The 16,850-nt window shown below is 66.1% G+C and carries 16 protein-coding genes; 11 read left to right on the top strand and 5 right to left on the bottom strand.

The window, feature by feature from the left end; genetic code table 11:
* Positions 1-88 precede the first annotated feature (88 nt).
* Entirely contained in the window at positions 89-961 is an 873-nt protein-coding gene (locus CDO87_RS10175; protein WP_100928673.1) for a ribokinase, read from the top strand.
* Between the two features lie 13 nt (positions 962-974).
* On the opposite strand, the gene msrA is transcribed toward CDO87_RS10175, so the two are convergent.
* On the bottom strand, positions 975-1,616 hold the full coding sequence (gene msrA / locus CDO87_RS10170; protein WP_100928672.1) for a peptide-methionine (S)-S-oxide reductase MsrA: 642 nt from the start codon (positions 1,614-1,616) through the stop codon (positions 975-977).
* Positions 1,617-1,813: 197 nt separating this feature from the next.
* On the opposite strand from msrA, the gene CDO87_RS10165 reads away from it, so the two are divergent.
* Positions 1,814-2,227 carry a hypothetical protein gene (locus CDO87_RS10165; protein ID WP_100928671.1) on the top strand — a complete coding sequence of 138 codons (414 nt, stop codon included), beginning with the start codon at positions 1,814-1,816 and terminating at the stop codon, positions 2,225-2,227.
* Positions 2,228-2,296: 69 nt separating this feature from the next.
* Here the strand turns inward: CDO87_RS10165 and CDO87_RS10160 are convergent, their stop codons facing one another.
* Positions 2,297-2,581, bottom strand: coding sequence for an SCP2 sterol-binding domain-containing protein (locus CDO87_RS10160; RefSeq protein WP_100928670.1), 285 nt, complete (start codon positions 2,579-2,581; stop codon positions 2,297-2,299).
* Between the two features lie 73 nt (positions 2,582-2,654).
* The gene (locus CDO87_RS10155; RefSeq protein WP_100928669.1) at positions 2,655-3,878 is read right to left on the bottom strand and encodes an argininosuccinate synthase; all 1,224 of its coding nucleotides are present in this window, start codon (positions 3,876-3,878) and stop codon (positions 2,655-2,657) included.
* Positions 3,879-4,056: 178 nt separating this feature from the next.
* On the opposite strand from CDO87_RS10155, the gene CDO87_RS10150 reads away from it, so the two are divergent.
* Positions 4,057-4,776, top strand: coding sequence for a hypothetical protein (locus tag CDO87_RS10150; protein WP_100928668.1), 720 nt, complete (start codon positions 4,057-4,059; stop codon positions 4,774-4,776).
* A 41-nt stretch (positions 4,777-4,817) separates the two neighbouring features.
* Positions 4,818-6,044, top strand: a complete 1,227-nt coding sequence (gene ilvA / locus CDO87_RS10145; RefSeq protein ID WP_100928667.1) for a threonine ammonia-lyase IlvA — start codon at positions 4,818-4,820, stop codon at positions 6,042-6,044.
* Between the two features lie 6 nt (positions 6,045-6,050).
* On the opposite strand, the gene CDO87_RS10140 is transcribed toward ilvA, so the two are convergent.
* Positions 6,051-6,386: an Hpt domain-containing protein gene (locus tag CDO87_RS10140; protein ID WP_100928666.1), complete on the bottom strand. Its 336-nt coding sequence runs from the start codon at positions 6,384-6,386 to the stop codon at positions 6,051-6,053.
* Positions 6,387-6,544: 158 nt separating this feature from the next.
* On the opposite strand from CDO87_RS10140, the gene CDO87_RS10135 reads away from it, so the two are divergent.
* The gene (locus CDO87_RS10135) at positions 6,545-7,810 is read left to right on the top strand and encodes a PP2C family protein-serine/threonine phosphatase (RefSeq protein ID WP_100928665.1); all 1,266 of its coding nucleotides are present in this window, start codon (positions 6,545-6,547) and stop codon (positions 7,808-7,810) included.
* A 6-nt stretch (positions 7,811-7,816) separates the two neighbouring features.
* Here the strand turns inward: CDO87_RS10135 and CDO87_RS10130 are convergent, their stop codons facing one another.
* Positions 7,817-8,254, bottom strand: a complete 438-nt coding sequence (locus CDO87_RS10130) for an NUDIX domain-containing protein (RefSeq protein WP_100928664.1) — start codon at positions 8,252-8,254, stop codon at positions 7,817-7,819.
* Between the two features lie 90 nt (positions 8,255-8,344).
* Here CDO87_RS10130 and CDO87_RS10125 point away from each other — a divergent pair, with 90 nt between their 5' ends.
* The 6 genes from CDO87_RS10125 (at position 8,345) to CDO87_RS10100 (ending at position 16,795) form a co-directional block, all read left to right on the top strand.
* Positions 8,345-9,331 carry an Hsp33 family molecular chaperone HslO gene (locus tag CDO87_RS10125; RefSeq protein ID WP_100928663.1) on the top strand — a complete coding sequence of 329 codons (987 nt, stop codon included), beginning with the start codon at positions 8,345-8,347 and terminating at the stop codon, positions 9,329-9,331.
* Entirely contained in the window at positions 9,318-9,920 is a 603-nt protein-coding gene (locus CDO87_RS10120) for a CoA pyrophosphatase (protein WP_100928662.1), read from the top strand. The genes CDO87_RS10125 and CDO87_RS10120 overlap by 14 nt, the downstream gene beginning before the upstream one ends.
* Complete coding sequence (locus CDO87_RS10115) at positions 9,917-11,080, top strand: CCA tRNA nucleotidyltransferase (RefSeq protein ID WP_100928661.1); 1,164 nt, start codon at positions 9,917-9,919, stop codon at positions 11,078-11,080. Before CDO87_RS10120 ends, CDO87_RS10115 begins: the two co-directional genes overlap by 4 nt.
* A gap of 173 nt (positions 11,081-11,253) precedes the next feature.
* Complete coding sequence (locus CDO87_RS10110) at positions 11,254-13,104, top strand: ABC transporter ATP-binding protein (RefSeq protein WP_100928660.1); 1,851 nt, start codon at positions 11,254-11,256, stop codon at positions 13,102-13,104.
* Positions 13,104-14,966: an ABC transporter ATP-binding protein gene (locus tag CDO87_RS10105; RefSeq protein WP_254698404.1), complete on the top strand. Its 1,863-nt coding sequence runs from the start codon at positions 13,104-13,106 to the stop codon at positions 14,964-14,966. The genes CDO87_RS10110 and CDO87_RS10105 overlap by 1 nt, the downstream gene beginning before the upstream one ends.
* Positions 14,963-16,795, top strand: a complete 1,833-nt coding sequence (locus CDO87_RS10100) for an ABC transporter ATP-binding protein (protein WP_100928659.1) — start codon at positions 14,963-14,965, stop codon at positions 16,793-16,795. Before CDO87_RS10105 ends, CDO87_RS10100 begins: the two co-directional genes overlap by 4 nt.
* Positions 16,796-16,850: the final 55 nt, after the last annotated feature.

Genomic DNA, 16,850 nt, shown 5'->3' with positions numbered 1-16,850 from the left:
GCGCAACGGCATTTCAGGAATGCCTGCCATCTGCAGGATCGCAGGACATCGGAATATCGCGTAGCACCAGTTTATTGCAGATGGGCACATGACAATCTTCAACCTCGGGTCCGTGAATGCGGATCTCTTCTATCGTCTTCCGCACCTTCCTGTCGCCGGTGAGACACTGGCCGCGACGAACTTTACCCGCGGTCTGGGCGGCAAGGGCGCCAACATGTCCGTGGCTGCGGCCCGGGCGGGCGCGCATTGCCTGCACATCGGGGCAGTCGGCGCGGATGGCGCATGGGCGGTCCAGCGCCTGACGGAATACGGCGTCGATACGCGCCAGCTGCGAGAGGTCGAAGAGACCACGGGCCACGCCATCGTCCTTCTGGATGCCGAAGGCGAGAACAGCATCGTCATCTTCCCCGGCGCGAATCATGCCCTGACAGAGACGCATATCGCCGAGGCGTTGGCCGACGCGACCTCCAGCGACATCTTCCTCTTCCAGAACGAGACAAATCTTCAGCGCAAAGCCGCCGAACAGGCCTCTCGCCGCGGGATGAAGGTGGCCTATGCCGCCGCGCCGTTCTCGGCAGAGGCGACACTTGCCGTCCTGCCGCTTCTGGACATCCTTGTCCTGAACGCGGTGGAGGCGCAGCAGCTCGAACAGGCCACCGGCCGCGCGGCAGAGAGCCTGCCGGTCCGCGACGTGGTCATCACGCTGGGTGGCGACGGATGCCGCTGGCACAACACCGACGCCGGTTCGGTCCGCGACCTGCCTGCACCGAAGGTCACGCCGGCCGACACCACGGGCGCGGGCGACACCTTCACCGGCTATCTTCTGGCGGGCCTCGACCGTGGCATGCCGATGGAACAGGCGATCGGTCTTGCGCAGAAGGCCGGCGCACTGATGGTCACGCGCTACGGCACCGCCGACGTGATCCCGGACCTGAAAGAGGTTCAGGACGCCTTCGGCTGAGCGCTCGGCCCTCTCAGTTCACGAAGGGCGCGGCCTCGCCCCAAAGTTGTTTCACCCGCTGGTCGCGGCCGCAGCCCGATCGGTAGCGCTTGTAGGCGTCCTTCTGCTTGATCGGGCCAAAGCGGGTCAGCGTCCGGCTGTCGCCCTTGTAGTAGTCCTGGTGATAATCCTCGGCCTTGTAAAACGGTCCGGCGTTCCGGATCGGCGTGACGATCTTCTTGCCGAGCGCCTTCTCCGCCGCGGCCTTGGCGGCTTCTGCGGCCTGCTTCTGGGCAGGATTGGTAACGAATATCGCGGTTCGGTAGCTTTCGCCCCGGTCGCAGAACTGGCCGCCCGCGTCGGTCGGATCGACGGAGCGGAAGAACAGGTCGTAAAGCTGCCGGGCAGAGACCTGACCTTCGTCGTAGTCGATGCGCACCGCTTCGTAATGGCCGGTGCCGCCGCGCGACACCTCCTTGTAAGTCGGGTTCTTCGTCGATCCGCCGGTGTAGCCCGACACCACCTCCCGCACGCCCCTGACCTTCTCGAAATCCGCCTCCACGCACCAGAAGCAGCCGCCCGCGACGAACAGTTCCGCCGCTTCTGCGCGCTGGCCCTGTACCAAAAGCCCCGCGACCAGCGCGGCGACCGTCATCCAAATCCTGATCGTGCTCATGTCGGATCCCCTTTTGGAAATACCCTGCGCGCGCCCTGCCCGTCGTGGCAACTGTCGCGGCATGTCTTCACCGCAAGGTGAGAGGGACGTGAACGATTTCCGAGAAAATTCGAAACTTCCCCCACACCCCGAACGTGGATGCTGGTGTTCAACGCGGGCAAAGGCCCGCAAAACCCAAATGATCGGGAGATGAAATTATGAAAATCCAAGCACTTGCCGCAGCCATTGCCGTGACCGCAACCACCGCCTTTGCCGCCAGCCACTCCATGGCGCCGATGGTCGAGGCCGCGGATCAGGACGTTTCCAACGGCGTCGTGTCCGCCACCAAGGTCGTCGCTCCGGCAAACGGCTGGATGGTCGTGCACCGCACCGACGCGGAAATGAAGCCCGGCCCGGTTGTCGGCTACGCTCCGCTGCGCATGGGTGAAAACATGGACGTCGCCGCGATCCTGCAGGAAGACGTCGCTGCGGGCGACATGCTGATGCTGATGGTCCACGGTGAAGACGGCGGCATGACGACCGGCGTTTTCGAATACACGCTGGGCGCCACCGAGGACGGCCCGATCAAGCCGGACGGCAGCCTCGTGATGGCCACCATCACCGCGCAATAAGAGCAGTCCGAAAAAGACCCCGGCGGAGCGTTCCGCCGGGGTCATTCACTTGAGTAATCAGTCTCTGTCTCAGCCCAGAAGCTGTCCCAGTTTCATCGCCAGGGCCATGTCCCCCGACACGCGGATCTTGCCCATGGCAAAGCCGGTCATCGGGTTCATCTTGCCCTGGATCAGCTTGCGCAGGTTGTCCGCGGTCATGTGGATGGTGCACTGCGCGGGGCGATCCTCCAGCACGGCCTGCCCGTCCTGAAGCGTGATCGACCCGTCCGCCCCGCAGTCGAACTTGATCACCTCGTCCAGCGGGCGCTTGTCGAGCCCACGCTGCATCTTGTCGCGAATGTCTGTCAGGCTCATGCTGTCTCCCTCGTACCGCGCGAATGTGCCCGGCACGAGGGACTATGCAAGAGTGACGTTGCGGACGTAGCCGTCAGCCCAGACGACGTTTCCGCGCCGCGAGCAGACGCAGGCGCAGGGCGTTGAGCTGGATGAAGCCCGCCGCGTCCTTCTGATCGTAGGCGCCGGCGTCGTCCTCGAAGGTCACGTGCGCTTCCGAGTAGAGCGACGCCTCCGACCAGCGGCCCACGGTGCGCACCGACCCCTTGTAAAGCTTCAGCCGCACGGTGCCCGAGACCAGTTCCTGGCTCTTGTCGATGGCGGCCTGCAGCATCTCGCGCTCCGGCGAGAACCAGAAGCCGTTGTAGATCAGTTCCGCATAGCGCGGCATCAGGCTGTCCTTCAGGTGGCCCGCACCGCTGTCGAGCGTGATCTGCTCGATGCCGCGGTGCGCTTCCAGAAGGATCGTGCCGCCCGGCGTCTCGTAGATACCGCGGGACTTCATACCGACGAAACGGTTCTCGACGAAGTCCAGACGGCCCACGCCATGCTTGCGGCCATATTCGTTGAGCTGCGTCAGGATCGTCGCCGGACTCATCGCCTCGCCGTTGATCGCCACCGCGTCGCCCTTTTCAAAGGTGATCTCGATGACCTCCGGCGTGTCCGGCGCGTCTTCCGGGTTCACCGTGCGCTGGTAGACGTAATCCGGCGCGTTCTCGGCCGGGTCCTCCAGAACCTTGCCCTCCGACGAGGTGTGCAGCAGGTTCGCGTCCACGCTGAACGGCGCCTCGCCCCGCTTGTCCTTGGCGATCGGGATCTGGTTCTCCTCGGCAAACGCCAGAAGCGAGGTGCGCGAGTTCAGGTTCCACTCCCGCCAGGGCGCGATGCACTTGATGTCGGGGTTCAGCGCGGCGGCAGAGAGTTCGAACCGCACCTGGTCGTTGCCCTTGCCGGTGGCGCCATGCGCAATGGCATCGGCGCCGGTTTCCTCGGCGATCTCCACCAGCCGTTTGGAGATCAGCGGACGCGCGATGGAGGTGCCCAGCAGGTACAGACCCTCGTAGACCGCGTTGGCGCGGAACATCGGGAAGACGAAGTCACGCACGAACTCCTCGCGCACGTCCTCGATGTAGATGTTCTCCGGCTTGATCCCCAGAAGCTCGGCCTTCTTTCGCGCCGGTTCCAGCTCCTCGCCCTGGCCGAGATCGGCGGTGAAGGTCACCACCTCGCAGCCGTATTCGGTCTGCAGCCATTTCAGGATGATGGAAGTGTCGAGGCCGCCGGAATAGGCCAGCACGACTTTCTTGGGCGCGTTCATGTGGATGATCCTCATCGCAGATTTGGCGCGGTGCGTAACGGGTTTTTGCCGCATGGGCAAGGTGGACACCGGCGCATGGCCGCAGGACAGGCCGCCGTGGCCGGGCTGCAGGTCTTGACACCCGTGCGCCCTGCGCCTTCCTTCTGGGCCATCCGCCTCTTTCCGGAACAGCACGCCCTTGCCCCTCGTCTCGCTCATCGTCCTGACCGTTCACCTCATCAACAGGCACATCTTCCAGGGTCTGCGTCTGTCGGTTGTCCCGGTCGTGGCGGGGCTCGTGGTCTGGTACAACTACCTCGGTTACGCGCAGGGCATGGGCGACAGCGTGTTCCTCGCCATCGCCGCGGCCGCCGGCATGCTCATCGTCTTCAGCCTGTGCGTCGCGTGGTTCGCCGTGCGCTGGCACCGCTTCCTGCTTCTGGCGGAACCGCAGCATCCGCTGGCCACCGACCGCCCCATCGACGTCTTCACGCGCTACGGCTGGCGGCTGTTCCGGCTGATCTTCGGCCTGCTGTTCGCCGGTGTGCTGATCCTGATCTTCCTCGACATGCTGCTGCGCCCCGGGCCGCTGGTGCATGCCTTCCTGATAAACATCGTGTGGTTCATGGTGTTCTGGGTCTTCCTGCGGCTCAGCCCGGTGCTGCCCGGCATTGCCGTGGACCGCGTGATGCGCCTGCACGAGGCATGGGCCGCCACGGGCAAGCAGGCCGCGCCGCTCTTCGGGCTGGCCGTGGCGCTCTTCGTCATGTCCGTAGGCATCCAGCTCATGATCCCGGTCGAGGGTGCCGCGGCCAGCGCGCTCGACGCGGTCTTCGTGCTCGTGACCTTCTGGGTGCAGGTGTTGATCCACACCACCGCGGTCACGGCGATCTTCCACGCAGGGGTCCTGCGGCGCTGATCCCACTTGCCAAGCGCCGCAGCCGGTGCCAGCACGGGACCATGACCGAGTTCCAGGATATTGCCCGCGCCGCCGAGACGGCCATGCGCGAGGTCTTCCCCGCGACGCCGCTTCTGCGCAACGATCACCTGTCCGAACGCTTCGGCGCAGAGGTGTTGCTGAAGCGCGAGGACCTGTCGCCCGTGCGCTCCTACAAGCTGCGCGGCGCGCTGAACGCCATGCGCAAGCGCCCGGAGGTGGAGCTTTATGTTGCCGCCTCTGCGGGCAACCACGCGCAGGGTGTCGCCTACATGTGCCGCCATTTCGGGGTGCGGGGTGTGATCTTCATGCCGGTGACGACGCCGCAGCAGAAGATCCAGAAGACCCGCATGTTCGGCGGCGACCATGTGGAGATTCGCCTGATCGGTGACTATTTCGATGACTGCCTTCACGCCGCGCAGGCCTTCTGCCGCGATACCGGCGGGCATTTCCTGTCGCCCTTCGACGACGACGACGTGATCGAGGGGCAGGCCTCCGTCGCGGCCGAGATCGAAGCCCAGCTTGGCCGCGCCCCCGATCACATCGTGATCCCGGTGGGCGGCGGCGGGCTGGCGGCGGGCATCCTGTCCTATTTCGGCACCGACACGCAGTACACCTTTGTCGAGCCCGCCGGCGGCGCCTGTCTGCGCGCGGCGCTGCAGGCGGGGCGGCCGGTGGCGCTGCCGAAGGTCGACACCTTCGCCGATGGCGCCGCAGTGGCGAAGATCGGCGAACGCAGCTTTGCCCGGCTGAAGGGCGTCGGGCTTGCCAACTCCCTGACCATCGCAGAGGACCGCCTCTGCACCACGATGCTGGAAATGCTGAATGTGGAGGGGGTCGTCCTTGAACCGGCGGGCGCGCTGTCCGTCGATGCGCTGAAGGACCTGGGCCAGGGGATCAGCGGGCGGACGGTGGTCTGCGTCACCTCCGGCGGCAACTTCGATTTCGAGCGCCTGCCCGAAGTGAAGGAACGTGCCCAGCGTTACTCCGGAATCAAGAAGTACTTCATCCTGCGCCTGCCGCAGCGCCCCGGCGCGTTGAAGGATTTCCTCAACTTGCTCGGTCCGGAAGACGACATCGCGCGTTTCGAGTACCTCAAGAAGTCCGCGCGCAACTTCGGCTCCGTCCTGATCGGGATCGAGACGAACGCGCCCGAAAGCTTCGACCGGCTGTTCGGCCAGCTCGACGCAAACGGCTTCAACTACAAGGACATCACCGACGACGAGATCCTGGCGCAGTTCCTGATCTGAGACGGGTCAGGCGGCCAGCCGTTTCGGCAGATCGCGTTCGAACTGCGCGCGGGAGGTGACGTAGACCGCCTGCACCTCTTCGGCGGACACTACGTCGGGGCGTCCGGCGGCGGCGGCCTTTTCCCCCTTGAGACAAAGCTGAGCCATCGTCTCGAACCCGAGGTTCAGCGCCGCGCCCTTCAGGAAATGCAACTGCTCCTCGACCACGACGGGATTGCCGGCGCCGTTCGCCAGCAGGCCGATGGCATGGTCCACCTCCATCAGGAAAAGCTCCACCACCTCGCCGAAATCCTCGGTCCCGATCTCGTCGACGAGTTCGTTCACGCGCGTCCAGTCGATCATCTGTCGCCTCCTTCTCTGACGCTCCGGAATAGGACAAGACCGTGAACGCGACCTTTAGCGACGACAGAAGTTGCCGCGAATTCGATGTTTGAGGCACCGTTAAGAAAATGCCGCTAGCAGGGGTTCCCGGGGGTCGGAACGCAGCCGAAGGAAGCGCCTTGCACGCCGAAGAATTTCTCAAATCGCCCGTCCTGACGGGATCGATCCGGCGCGTTCTGGTCGTTGACGACAGTCAGCTTCAGCTCAAGATCGTCGGCCTCGTTCTCGCGCGGTGGGGGTTCGAGGTGCTGACCGCCACCTCCGGCCCGGAGGCGCTGCGCATCTGCGCCGAAACGCCGCCCGACCTCGTGCTGTCCGACTGGATGATGCCCGGCATGGACGGACTGGAACTGTGCCGCAGGTTTCGCGCGCTCGACCGGGAGACATACGGCTACTTCATCCTCCTGACCTCGAAAAGCGAGAAAGGCGATGTGGCGCAGGGCCTCGACGCCGGCGCCGACGACTTCCTGACGAAGCCGGTGGACAACCATGAGCTCAGGGCGCGAATCAACGCGGGCGAACGGCTGCTTGCCATGCAGCGGGAACTGTCGGTCAAGAACCAGCACCTCTCCGTCGCGCTGGAGGAACTGCGCGAGATCCACAAGGCGATCGACAACGACCTCAGGCAGGCGCGCACGATCCAGCAGTCCCTTGTCCCCGAACGGGTCGCCGAAATCGGCACCTCCCGCGTCAGCCTGCTGCTGCATCCCTGCAGCCATGTCGGCGGCGACCTCGTGGGTATGTTCCGTCCCGGCGGCGACCGGCTTGGCCTCTACAGCATCGACGTTTCCGGCCATGGCATCACCTCTGCGATGGTGACGGCGCGGGTGGCGGGCTATCTCTCAAGTACCTTTCCCGAACAGAACCTTGCCTTGCGCGCCATGCCCGGCAACCGCTTTGCCATGCGCGAACCGGCGGAAACCGCGCGCCTGCTGAACCAGCGCCTCGCCGCCGATCCGGGGGTGGAGGAATACCTGACGCTGGCCTATGTCGCCGCCGACCTGCGCACCGGGCACATGCGGCTCGTTCAGGCGGGCCATTCCCCCGCGCTGCTCCTGCGCGCCGACGGGCAGATCGAATGGATCGGCGACGGCGGCCTGCCCATCGGTCTTGTCGAAGACGTCAGCTACGACCAGCACAGGTTCCGCATGGCCAGCGGCGACATGCTCCTGCTCTACTCCGACGGTTTCACCGAGGCGGTGATGAAAGACGGCACCATGCTGGGCGAGGACGGGCTCGCGCGGCTGTTCCGCGAAAGCGCCGCCAACGGCTCCGGCCCCGACCTGATGGAGGACATGTTCTGGCGCCTCACCAGCGAAATGGAGAATTCGGACAAGCTGGGCGACGACGTTTCTGCCGCGCTTCTGGAATTCGACGTGCTGTAGGGCCGCCTACAGGATGTGTCGCGTCACCAGGTCCCGCTCCCCGGGGTTGCCCAGAACCTGCGCCGCCACATCGGTCGGAACCCAATGCGCGGTGTGTCCCGGTTCCGTCGGATCGCCCAACGCAAAGACCGGCCGTGCGGTGTAGATGACGCAGAGCTTCTCGGCCCAGATCTCGTACTCCGGCATCCAGGTGAAACGCCGGAACGCGCCCAGCCGCCTCGCCTCCGCGATTCGCCATCCCGTCTCCTCGAAGACCTCGCGGTGCAGCGCGGTCAGCGGATGCTCACCCGGATCGACACCGCCGCCGGGCAGCTGGAACTCCGGGTAAGGGGTCGACTGGTGCGTCAGAAGCAGTTTCCCGGCGCGCGGCAGGATGACGTAAACGCCGGGGCGGAAGGTGTAGCTTTGCCCGGCCTTCGGACTGTCCCCGTATCTGCGCATGATCCCTGCCCCTTTGCGTTCCGGACATGAAGTCCCTATATGACCGCCTATTGCCAGCCACAGGCAGCCAGGAAAACCCCCAAGGACCTATTCATGAGCTTCGGTGACAAGATCGTCTGGGACGATACCGTCCTTCCCTTTCAGCTTGATCGCAGCGACATGCGTGGCCGCGTGGCGCGTCTCGACGGCGTTCTGTCGGGCGTGCTGAAGCAGCACGACTATCCCGCCCCGGTCGAGGCCCTGGTGGCCGAGATGGCGCTGCTGACCGCGCTGATCGGCCAGACAATCAAGCTGCGCTGGAAGCTGTCGCTCCAGGTTCAGACAAACGGCCCGGTGCGGATGATCGCAACGGATTACTACGGCCCCGACAAGGAAGGCCACCCGGCGCGCATCCGGGCCTACGCCAGCTTCGACCGCGACCGCATCACCGATGCGACGCCGTTCCAGCAGCTTGGCGCGGGCTACTTCGCGATCCTGATCGACCAGGGCGAGGGCATGCAGCCGTACCAGGGCATCACCCCGGTCGCGGGCAACAGCCTGTCGGATTGCGCCGCCGCCTACTTCGCCCAGTCGGAACAGTTGCCGACGACCTTCGCGCTGACCTTCGGCCGCTCGAAGGAGCCGGGGCAGGAAGAGCACTGGCGCGCCGGCGGCCTCATGCTGCAGCACATGCCGAAGGCGTCGCCCTTCGCGGCGCAGGACGGCGGGTCCGGCGAAGAAGGCCTGTTGCAGGCTGACGACCTCGTGTCGGGCGACGAGCAGGAGCACTGGAACCGGGTGAACGCCCACCTCCAGACTCTGGAAGAGTTCGAGCTGATCGGCCCCTCCGTGCCGCCAACCGACCTGCTTGTGCGCCTGTTCCACGAAGAGCGGCCGCGCGTCTACGACAGCCAGCCGGTACGCTTCGGCTGCACCTGCTCCGAAGACCGTGTGCGCCAGTCTCTGTCGATCTACTCCGCGAAGGATATCTCGCGGATGACCACTGACGATGGTCTCGTGACCGCCGACTGCCAGTTCTGCGGGGCGCATTACGAGCTCGACCCGAAGACGGTGGGGTTCGAGGCGGATGACAACGCGTGACCAGGCCGATGCCCTGCGCCGGGCGCTGGGCGTCCCGGCCGGGCAGTCGTCGGATTTCGACCTGAACCCCAGAATCGCGCTGCCTCCGGAGCGCAAGCTGCGCCCCGCGGGCGTTCTTGCGGCCTTCCTCGACACGCCGCAGGGCCTGCAACTGCTGCTGACCAAGCGCTCCAGCCGGTTGAAACACCATCCCGGCCAGATTGCCTTTCCCGGCGGCAAGGTCGATCCGGGCGACGCGGACGAGGTCGCCGCCGCGCTGCGGGAAGCGCATGAAGAGGTCGGCCTCGACCCCTCCAACGTCGAGGTGCTGGGCACCCTGCCCGCGCATGAGACCGTGACCGGCTTCCTCGTGACGCCGGTGCTGGCACTGATCCGCGCCCCCTTCACGCTGGTGCCGGAACCCGGCGAGGTCGAAGAGGCGTTCTACGTCCCCTTCGACCACATCACCGACCCGGCCCGCTACAGCGTGCAATGGCGACGCTGGCGGGGGGAAAGGCGTCTCTATTACACCGCACCTTATGGTCCCTATTACATCTGGGGCGCCACCGCGCGGATGCTGCGCGGCCTGGCGGAGCGGGTGCAGGCGTGACCCGCGTCACCGGCGATTGGCTGACCGCGCCGGGCGCGCAGGCCGTGCTGAAGATGCTGGAGGATGGCGGTCATCGCGCCTATGCCGTGGGGGGCTGTGTCCGCAACGCGCTGCTCGGCGAACCCGTCGCGGACGTCGACATCTCCACCGACGCGCGTCCCGAACGGGTGATCGAGCTGGCGAAGGCGGCGGGCCTCAGGGCCGTTCCCACCGGCATCGACCATGGCACCGTGACGGTCGTCGCCAACGGCACGGGTTTCGAAGTCACCACCTTTCGCGCCGATGTAGAGACGGATGGCCGCCGCGCCGTGGTCCGTTTCGCCGATGACGTGGCCGAGGATGCGGTGCGCCGCGACTTCACCATGAACGCGCTCTACGCCGACCGGCACGGGCAGATCACCGATCCCCTCGGCGGCCTGCCCGACATCGAGGCGCGGCACCTGCGCTTCATCGAGGACGCCGACCGGCGGATTCGCGAGGACTATCTCCGCATCCTGCGATTCTTCCGGTTCTATGCCTGGTACGGCGACCCGCAGACCGGGATGGACGCCGATGCGCTGGCCGCCATTGCCGCCAATCTCGATGGTCTGGAACACCTGTCGCGCGAACGGGTCGGGCAGGAATTGCTGAAGCTCTTCGCTGCCCCCGACCCTTTCGCCGCGGTCGCCGTCATGGCGCGCACCGGCGTCCTGAACACCGTCCTTCCCGGCGCCACCGAGACCCCTCTCGGCCCGCTTCTCGAACACGAATCCACGCTGAACCTGCCGCCGGACCCGCTGCGCCGGCTGGCGGCCATTGGCGTTATCGACGGCGGGGCGCTGCGGTTCTCCAAGGCCCAGAAGAAGCGTCTTGAGCAATATCAGACCCTGATATCCGACCCTATGCCCCTGCCCGAGGTCGCCTATCGCCATGGTGCAGACATGGCGCGCGACGTGCTTGTCCTGCGGGCCGTGACCTTCGGCGCACCGCTCGACACCTCCGCCCTGAGCTCCATCGAGAAGGCCGCGAAAGCCCGGTTCCCGGTCGCCGCCAGGGACCTCAAGGACCGCTACGAGGGACCCGCACTGGGCGAGGCGCTCCGGCAGCTCGAATCCGACTGGATCGCCTCCGGTTTCACGCTCGACAAGGCTACTCTTCTCGACCGCTCCAGAAATGCGTGACAACAGCATTCATCTGGGCTAAGAGACCTTCGAACCCTATCGGAGGCTGCTTGATGGAAATTGCACGGTCCCTACCCAGCTTTGCCTGAGTGACCCTGCGCGCGTGGGTCTGCCTCCGGCCCCCACGCTGTTTCATCATGCCCGTTTAACGCCACGAACAAAGGCGCCTCCGAATGTTCCGCTTCTTTGAAAACCTTGTCGATCCGTACTGCGACTACCCCCAAACCGACCGCCCGCCGACCCGCCTCTGGCCGTTCCTCTGGGATTACGCCCAGCCGTTCAAACGCATCTTCGTCTGGGCGACGCTGCTCTCCTGCCTGACTGCCTTCGTCGAGATCGCGCTGATCTGGGTGATGGGATGGGTGGTCGACGTGCTGTCCGGCGATCCCGCGCAGGTCTGGGCCGAACACGGCACCACGCTGATCCTGCTGGCGCTGTTCATCCTCTTCGTCCGGCCCGCGCTGCAGATGCTGGACGTGCTGGTGTTGAACAACGGCATCATGCCCAACTTCGGCACGCTGATCCGCTGGCGGTCGCACGCGCATGTCCTGCGCCAGTCCGTCGGCTGGTTCGAGAACGACTTTGCCGGGCGCATCTCCAACCGGATCATGCAGACCCCGCCCGCCGCGGGCGAGGTCGTCTTCCAGGTGTTCGATGCCGTGTCCTTCTCGATGGCGTACGTCATCGGCGCCATGGTCCTGCTGGGCGACAGCGACCCGCGTCTGATGGTGCCGCTGGTGCTGTGGCTGGGGCTCTACGCCCTGCTGATGCGCTGGACAATCCACCGGGTCGGCCCCGCGTCCAAGGCCGCCTCCGACGCGCGCAGCCTTGTCACGGGCCGGGTGGTGGACGCCTACACCAACATCCACTCCGTCAAGATGTTCGCCCATCACGACCGCGAACTGGCCTATGCCAAGGAAGCCATCGACACCACGCGCGAGACGTTCCAGCGCGAAATGCGTCTCTATACCATCATGGATGTGTCCCTCGTGGCGCTGAACGGCCTTTTGATCGTCGGTGTCGTCGGCTGGGCCGTGGCGCTCTGGATGCAGGGCTCGGCCACCGCGGGCGCGGTGGCGGCTGCGACCGCGCTGACCCTCCGGCTGAACGCCATGACCGGCTGGATCATGTGGGCGCTGACCACGCTCTTCCGCCAGCTCGGCGTCGTGGCGGAGGGGATGGAGACCATCGCACAGCCCATCGACCTGACCGATGTGCCGGGCGCCAAGCCGCTGCAACTGACCGAAGGCCGGATCGAGGTGCAGGAGCTGTCGCACCACTACGGCCGCGGGGCAGGCGGACTCGACCGGATTTCCCTGACGATCCGTCCGGGGGAAAAGGTCGGTCTTGTCGGGCGTTCCGGCGCGGGCAAGTCGACGCTGGTGAAGCTGCTGCTGCGGTTCTACGACACCGAGAGCGGCACGATCCGCATCGACGGGCAGGACATCTCTCAGGTGACGCAGGACAGCCTGCGGCTCAACATCGGCATGGTTCAGCAGGATTCGAGCCTGTTGCACCGCTCCGTTCGCGACAACATCCTCTACGGCCGCCCCGACGCGACCGAAGAGGAGGTGATCGCCGCGGCAAAGCAGGCGCAGGCGCATGACTTCATCCTCGACCTGCAGGATCCGAACGGTCTGACCGGCTATGACGCCCATGTGGGCGAGCGTGGCGTGAAGCTGTCCGGCGGCCAGCGCCAGCGGGTGACCCTTGCCCGAGTGATCCTGAAGGACGCGCCGATCCTGATCCTGGACGAGGCGACCTCCGCCCTCGATTCCGAGGTCGAGGCGGCCATTCAGGACACGCTCTACGGCATGATGGAGGGCAAGACGGTGATCGCCATCGCGCACCGCCTGTCCACCATCGCGCGAATGGATCGAATCCTCGTGATCGAAGACGGTCACATCGTCGAGGACGGCACCCATGACGCGCTTTTGGCGGGGGGCGGTCTATATGCCTCCTTCTGGGCCCGGCAAAGCGGCGGGTTCCTCGATCTCGATACCGACGAAAAGGCAGCAGAGTGATGCAACGCGCGTTCACCAACTTCATCCACCGCGCCGGCAACCAGATCACCCCCGACGCCCCCGTCGGGGACGCGCCGCCGACGACGCTGCGCGCCTTCATGGGCTGGACGCTGGCCGGTGGCTGGCGGGTGATCTGGCTCGGCGTGATGGTCTCTGTTCTCGCCGGCATCATCGAGGTGGTGTCGATGAAGCTGCTCGGCTCCGTGGTGGACGCGGTGTCGACCACGCCGCCCGACCAGTTCCTGTCGCTGCACCTCGGGCTGGCGCTGGCCTGCGTCGCGGTCTTCCTCGTGGCGCGTCCGCTGCTGTTCGGCGGCCTTGCCCTGACCCAGTCGGTGATGATCGGCCCGAACATCTTCGTGCAGGTCATGGCGCGCACCTTCCGCTGGACGCTGGGCCAGTCCGTCACCTACTTCGACAACGACTTTGCCGGGCGGCTGGCGCAGAAGAAGAACCAGGTCGCCAACTCCATGACGGAAATCGTGGTGGAAACGGTGAACGCCGTGACCTTCGGCCTGTCGACCGTGATTTCCACCGGCTTCCTCGTCGGCGGCATCAGCCTTTGGATGGTTGCCGCGCTGGCGGGCTGGTTCGTGGCCTACGCGCTGTTCCTGAAGGTCATGCTGCCGGTCGTGCGCGGGCGCGCCGCCGCGCGGGCCGAGGCACGCTCCATGGTCACCGGGCAGGTCGTCGACTCGATCACCAACATCAAGACGGTAAAGCTGTTCGCCGGGGACAGCCACGAGGACGGCAAGGCGCTGAACTCCATGGAATCGCTGCGCCAGACCTGGCTGCGGTTCGGTGAGGCGCAGACCCTCTTCCGCCTCGGGCTGATCTTCATCGCCGGGTTCCTGCCGGTGCTGCTGGTCGGCCTGTCGGTCGCGCTGATGGGCAACGGCGTGACGCCGGGTGACGTGGCCGCCGTGGGCGCGCTGTCGATCCGGCTCAGCCAGATGACCGGCTGGATCAGCTACACGCTCATGGTGATCTCGTCGCACATCGGCGAGGTGGAGGACGGCATGCGCACGCTCGCCCCCGCCCAGCGGATCGAAGACACGCCCGACGCCATGCCGCTGCACGTGTCGCAGGGCGAGGTGCATTTCGACCACGTCAGCTTTGCATACGGGCGGCGCGAGGGCGGCGTTCAGGATGTCGACATCACCATCGCCCCGGGCGAGAAGGTCGGCATCGTCGGGGCCTCCGGTGCGGGGAAATCGACCCTGATGTCGCTGATCCTGCGTCTCTACGACACCGAGGAAGGCGCCGTCCTGATCGACGGCCAGAACGTCGCGAAGGTCACGCAGCAAAGCTTGCGCCGCCAGATCGGCATGGTCACGCAGGAAACCGCCATGTTCAACCGCACGGCGCTGGACAACATCCGCTACGGCCGCCCCGACGCGACGGAGGAAGAGGTCATCGCCGCCGCCGAGAAGGCCGAGGCGCATGAGTTCATCCTTGCGCTGCGCGACCACAAGGGACGGCAGGGCTACGGCGCCTTCCTGGGTGAACGCGGCGTGAAGCTGTCGGGCGGCCAGCGGCAACGCATCGCTCTGGCCCGCGCGATCCTGAAGGACGCGCCGATCCTCATCCTCGACGAGGCGACGTCGGCCCTCGATTCCGAGGTCGAAGCCTCCATCCAGGAGGCGCTGGACCGCGTGATGGAGGGCAAGACCGTCATGGCCATCGCCCACCGCCTGTCCACGATCTCCAGCATGGACCGCATCATCGTGCTGGATCAGGGTCGCATTGCCGAGCAGGGCAGCCACGACGAGCTGCTGGAGCAGAACGGCCTTTACGCCCGGTTCTGGGAACGCCAGTCCGGCGGGTTCATCGGCAGCGGCACGCAGGAGGCCGCCGAATGATCCGGCGCCTGCTGCCGGAGATCGACACCTTCGCCGCGGCGGAGGGACCGCCGCCGCGCGGGATGTGGGCCTTTGCGCGCTGGGCCCTGCGCGGCACCGAACGCGCCATCGGCCTGACCTTCTTCGTCACATTCCTGGCGGGCGCCTCCGAACTGGTGGCCGCCCGCTTCACCGGCTGGGTGATCGACAGCGCGGGCGCGGCGGGTGCGGGCGCCTTCTGGGACACCTACTGGCCGCTCATCCTCTTCGGCGTCGCGTTCTTCATGATCCTGCGCCCGATCCTCTTCGTCTTCGACGCGGCCGTCTCGGGTGTGCTGCTGGGGCCGAACCTCTTCCCACTCGTGCTGTTCAGGTTGAATCGTTACACATTGGGCCACTCCATGGCCTTCTTCGAGAACGACTTTGCCGGGCGCATCAGCCAGAAGGCGCTGCAGGTCGCCCGCGCGCTGACCGACCTCGTGATCGAGGTCTCCGATGTCATCGTCTTCTCCCTCGCCATGTTCCTCGGCTCCTTCATCCTGCTGGGGTCCGTCGACTGGCGGCTGCTGACCGTCTTCGTGGTCTGGGCCGTGCTCTATGCCGCGACGCTGCGGTACTTCATCCCCCGCGTGCAGCGCCGCTCTGCCAGCCGGGCCGGGGCGCGCACGCAGGTCACCGGGCAGATCGTCGACACGCTGTCGAACATCTCGACCGTCAAGCTGTTCGCCCGCGACCACGACGAGGACCGCGCCACGCAGGACGCGCTCGAAACCCTGCGCCAGCGCTCGCTGGAATTCGGCGAACTGTCCGCCGTCTTCCGCATGGTTCTGATGACGCTCGGCGGCATCCTCCCGGTCGCGTCGATCCTCGGCGCGCTCTACCTCTACAGTGTCGGCACCGCCTCGGCGGGGGACATCGCCATGACCGCGCTCATCACCACGCGCCTGTCGATGCTGACAAACCGGCTGGGCCGCGTGGCGATCACCATCTTCACCCAGGTCGGAGAGATCGAGGACGGCATCGGCACGCTGACCCCCTCCCACGGGATCACCGACCGCCCGGGCGCCAAACGCGTCGCGCCGCACGGCCCGCTGCGCTTCGACCACGTGGGCTTTGCCTATGGCGGCGAAAGCGCCGCGCTCGACAACTTCGACCTGACCATTGCCGAGGGCGAGAAGATCGCGCTGGTCGGCGCCTCCGGGGCCGGAAAATCCACCGCCGTGTCGCTGCTTCTCAGGCTGCATGACGTGGAACAGGGTCGAATCCTGCTGGGCGGTACCGACATCCGCGACCTGACCCAGATCGCCCTGCGCGACGCCATCGCCGTGGTCCGTCAGGACACCTCGATGTTCAACCGCTCCGCCATGGAGAACATCCGCTACGGACGTCCGGAAGCCACGGACGAGGAAGTCTTCGAGGCCGCGCGCCGCGCCTCCGCCCACGATTTCATCCTCGAACTGAAGGATTTCAAGGGCCGCACCGGCTACGATGCCCGGCTGGGCGAACGGGGCGTGAAGCTCTCTGGCGGCCAGCGGCAGCGGATCGCCCTGGCCCGTGCCATCCTGAAGGACGCGCCGGTGCTGGTTCTGGACGAGGCGACCTCCGCGCTCGATTCCGAGGTCGAGGCAGAGATCCAGCAGGCGCTGGACGAGGTCATGCGCGGCAAGACCGTTCTTGCCATCGCGCACCGGCTGTCGACCATCGCCCAGATGGACCGCATCGTGGTCATGGACCAGGGCCGCATCGTCGAACAGGGCACCCACGATCAGCTTCTGGCGCAGGACGGGCTTTATGCGCGCTACTGGGCGCGGCAGTCCGGCGGTTTCATCGGGGCCGAGGCGGCAGAGTAGGGGCCTTTACCCCGGCGGCAGCGCTGGCGTAAGGAAGACGCCGTTTCAGGACAAT

Origin of the sequence: Sagittula sp. P11, assembly GCF_002814095.1 — a bacterium.
Classification (GTDB): domain Bacteria; phylum Pseudomonadota; class Alphaproteobacteria; order Rhodobacterales; family Rhodobacteraceae; genus Sagittula.
The sequence above is the reverse complement of the archived record's forward strand: the minus strand, read 5'-3'. Positions and strand labels throughout refer to the sequence as shown.

Coding starts and splice junctions, on each gene's coding strand:
- CDO87_RS10110 (WP_100928660.1), top strand. CDS start 11,254: ATGTTCCGCTTCTTTGAAAACCTTGTCGATCCGTACTGCGACTACCCC.
- CDO87_RS10120 (WP_100928662.1), top strand. CDS start 9,318: ATGACAACGCGTGACCAGGCCGATGCCCTGCGCCGGGCGCTGGGCGTC.
- CDO87_RS10125 (WP_100928663.1), top strand. CDS start 8,345: ATGAGCTTCGGTGACAAGATCGTCTGGGACGATACCGTCCTTCCCTTT.
- CDO87_RS10140 (WP_100928666.1), bottom strand. CDS start 6,386: ATGATCGACTGGACGCGCGTGAACGAACTCGTCGACGAGATCGGGACC.
- CDO87_RS10100 (WP_100928659.1), top strand. CDS start 14,963: ATGATCCGGCGCCTGCTGCCGGAGATCGACACCTTCGCCGCGGCGGAG.
- CDO87_RS10105 (WP_254698404.1), top strand. CDS start 13,104: ATGCAACGCGCGTTCACCAACTTCATCCACCGCGCCGGCAACCAGATC.
- CDO87_RS10165 (WP_100928671.1), top strand. CDS start 1,814: ATGAAAATCCAAGCACTTGCCGCAGCCATTGCCGTGACCGCAACCACC.
- ilvA (WP_100928667.1), top strand. CDS start 4,818: ATGACCGAGTTCCAGGATATTGCCCGCGCCGCCGAGACGGCCATGCGC.
- msrA (WP_100928672.1), bottom strand. CDS start 1,616: ATGAGCACGATCAGGATTTGGATGACGGTCGCCGCGCTGGTCGCGGGG.
- CDO87_RS10175 (WP_100928673.1), top strand. CDS start 89: ATGACAATCTTCAACCTCGGGTCCGTGAATGCGGATCTCTTCTATCGT.
- CDO87_RS10155 (WP_100928669.1), bottom strand. CDS start 3,878: ATGAACGCGCCCAAGAAAGTCGTGCTGGCCTATTCCGGCGGCCTCGAC.
- CDO87_RS10160 (WP_100928670.1), bottom strand. CDS start 2,581: ATGAGCCTGACAGACATTCGCGACAAGATGCAGCGTGGGCTCGACAAG.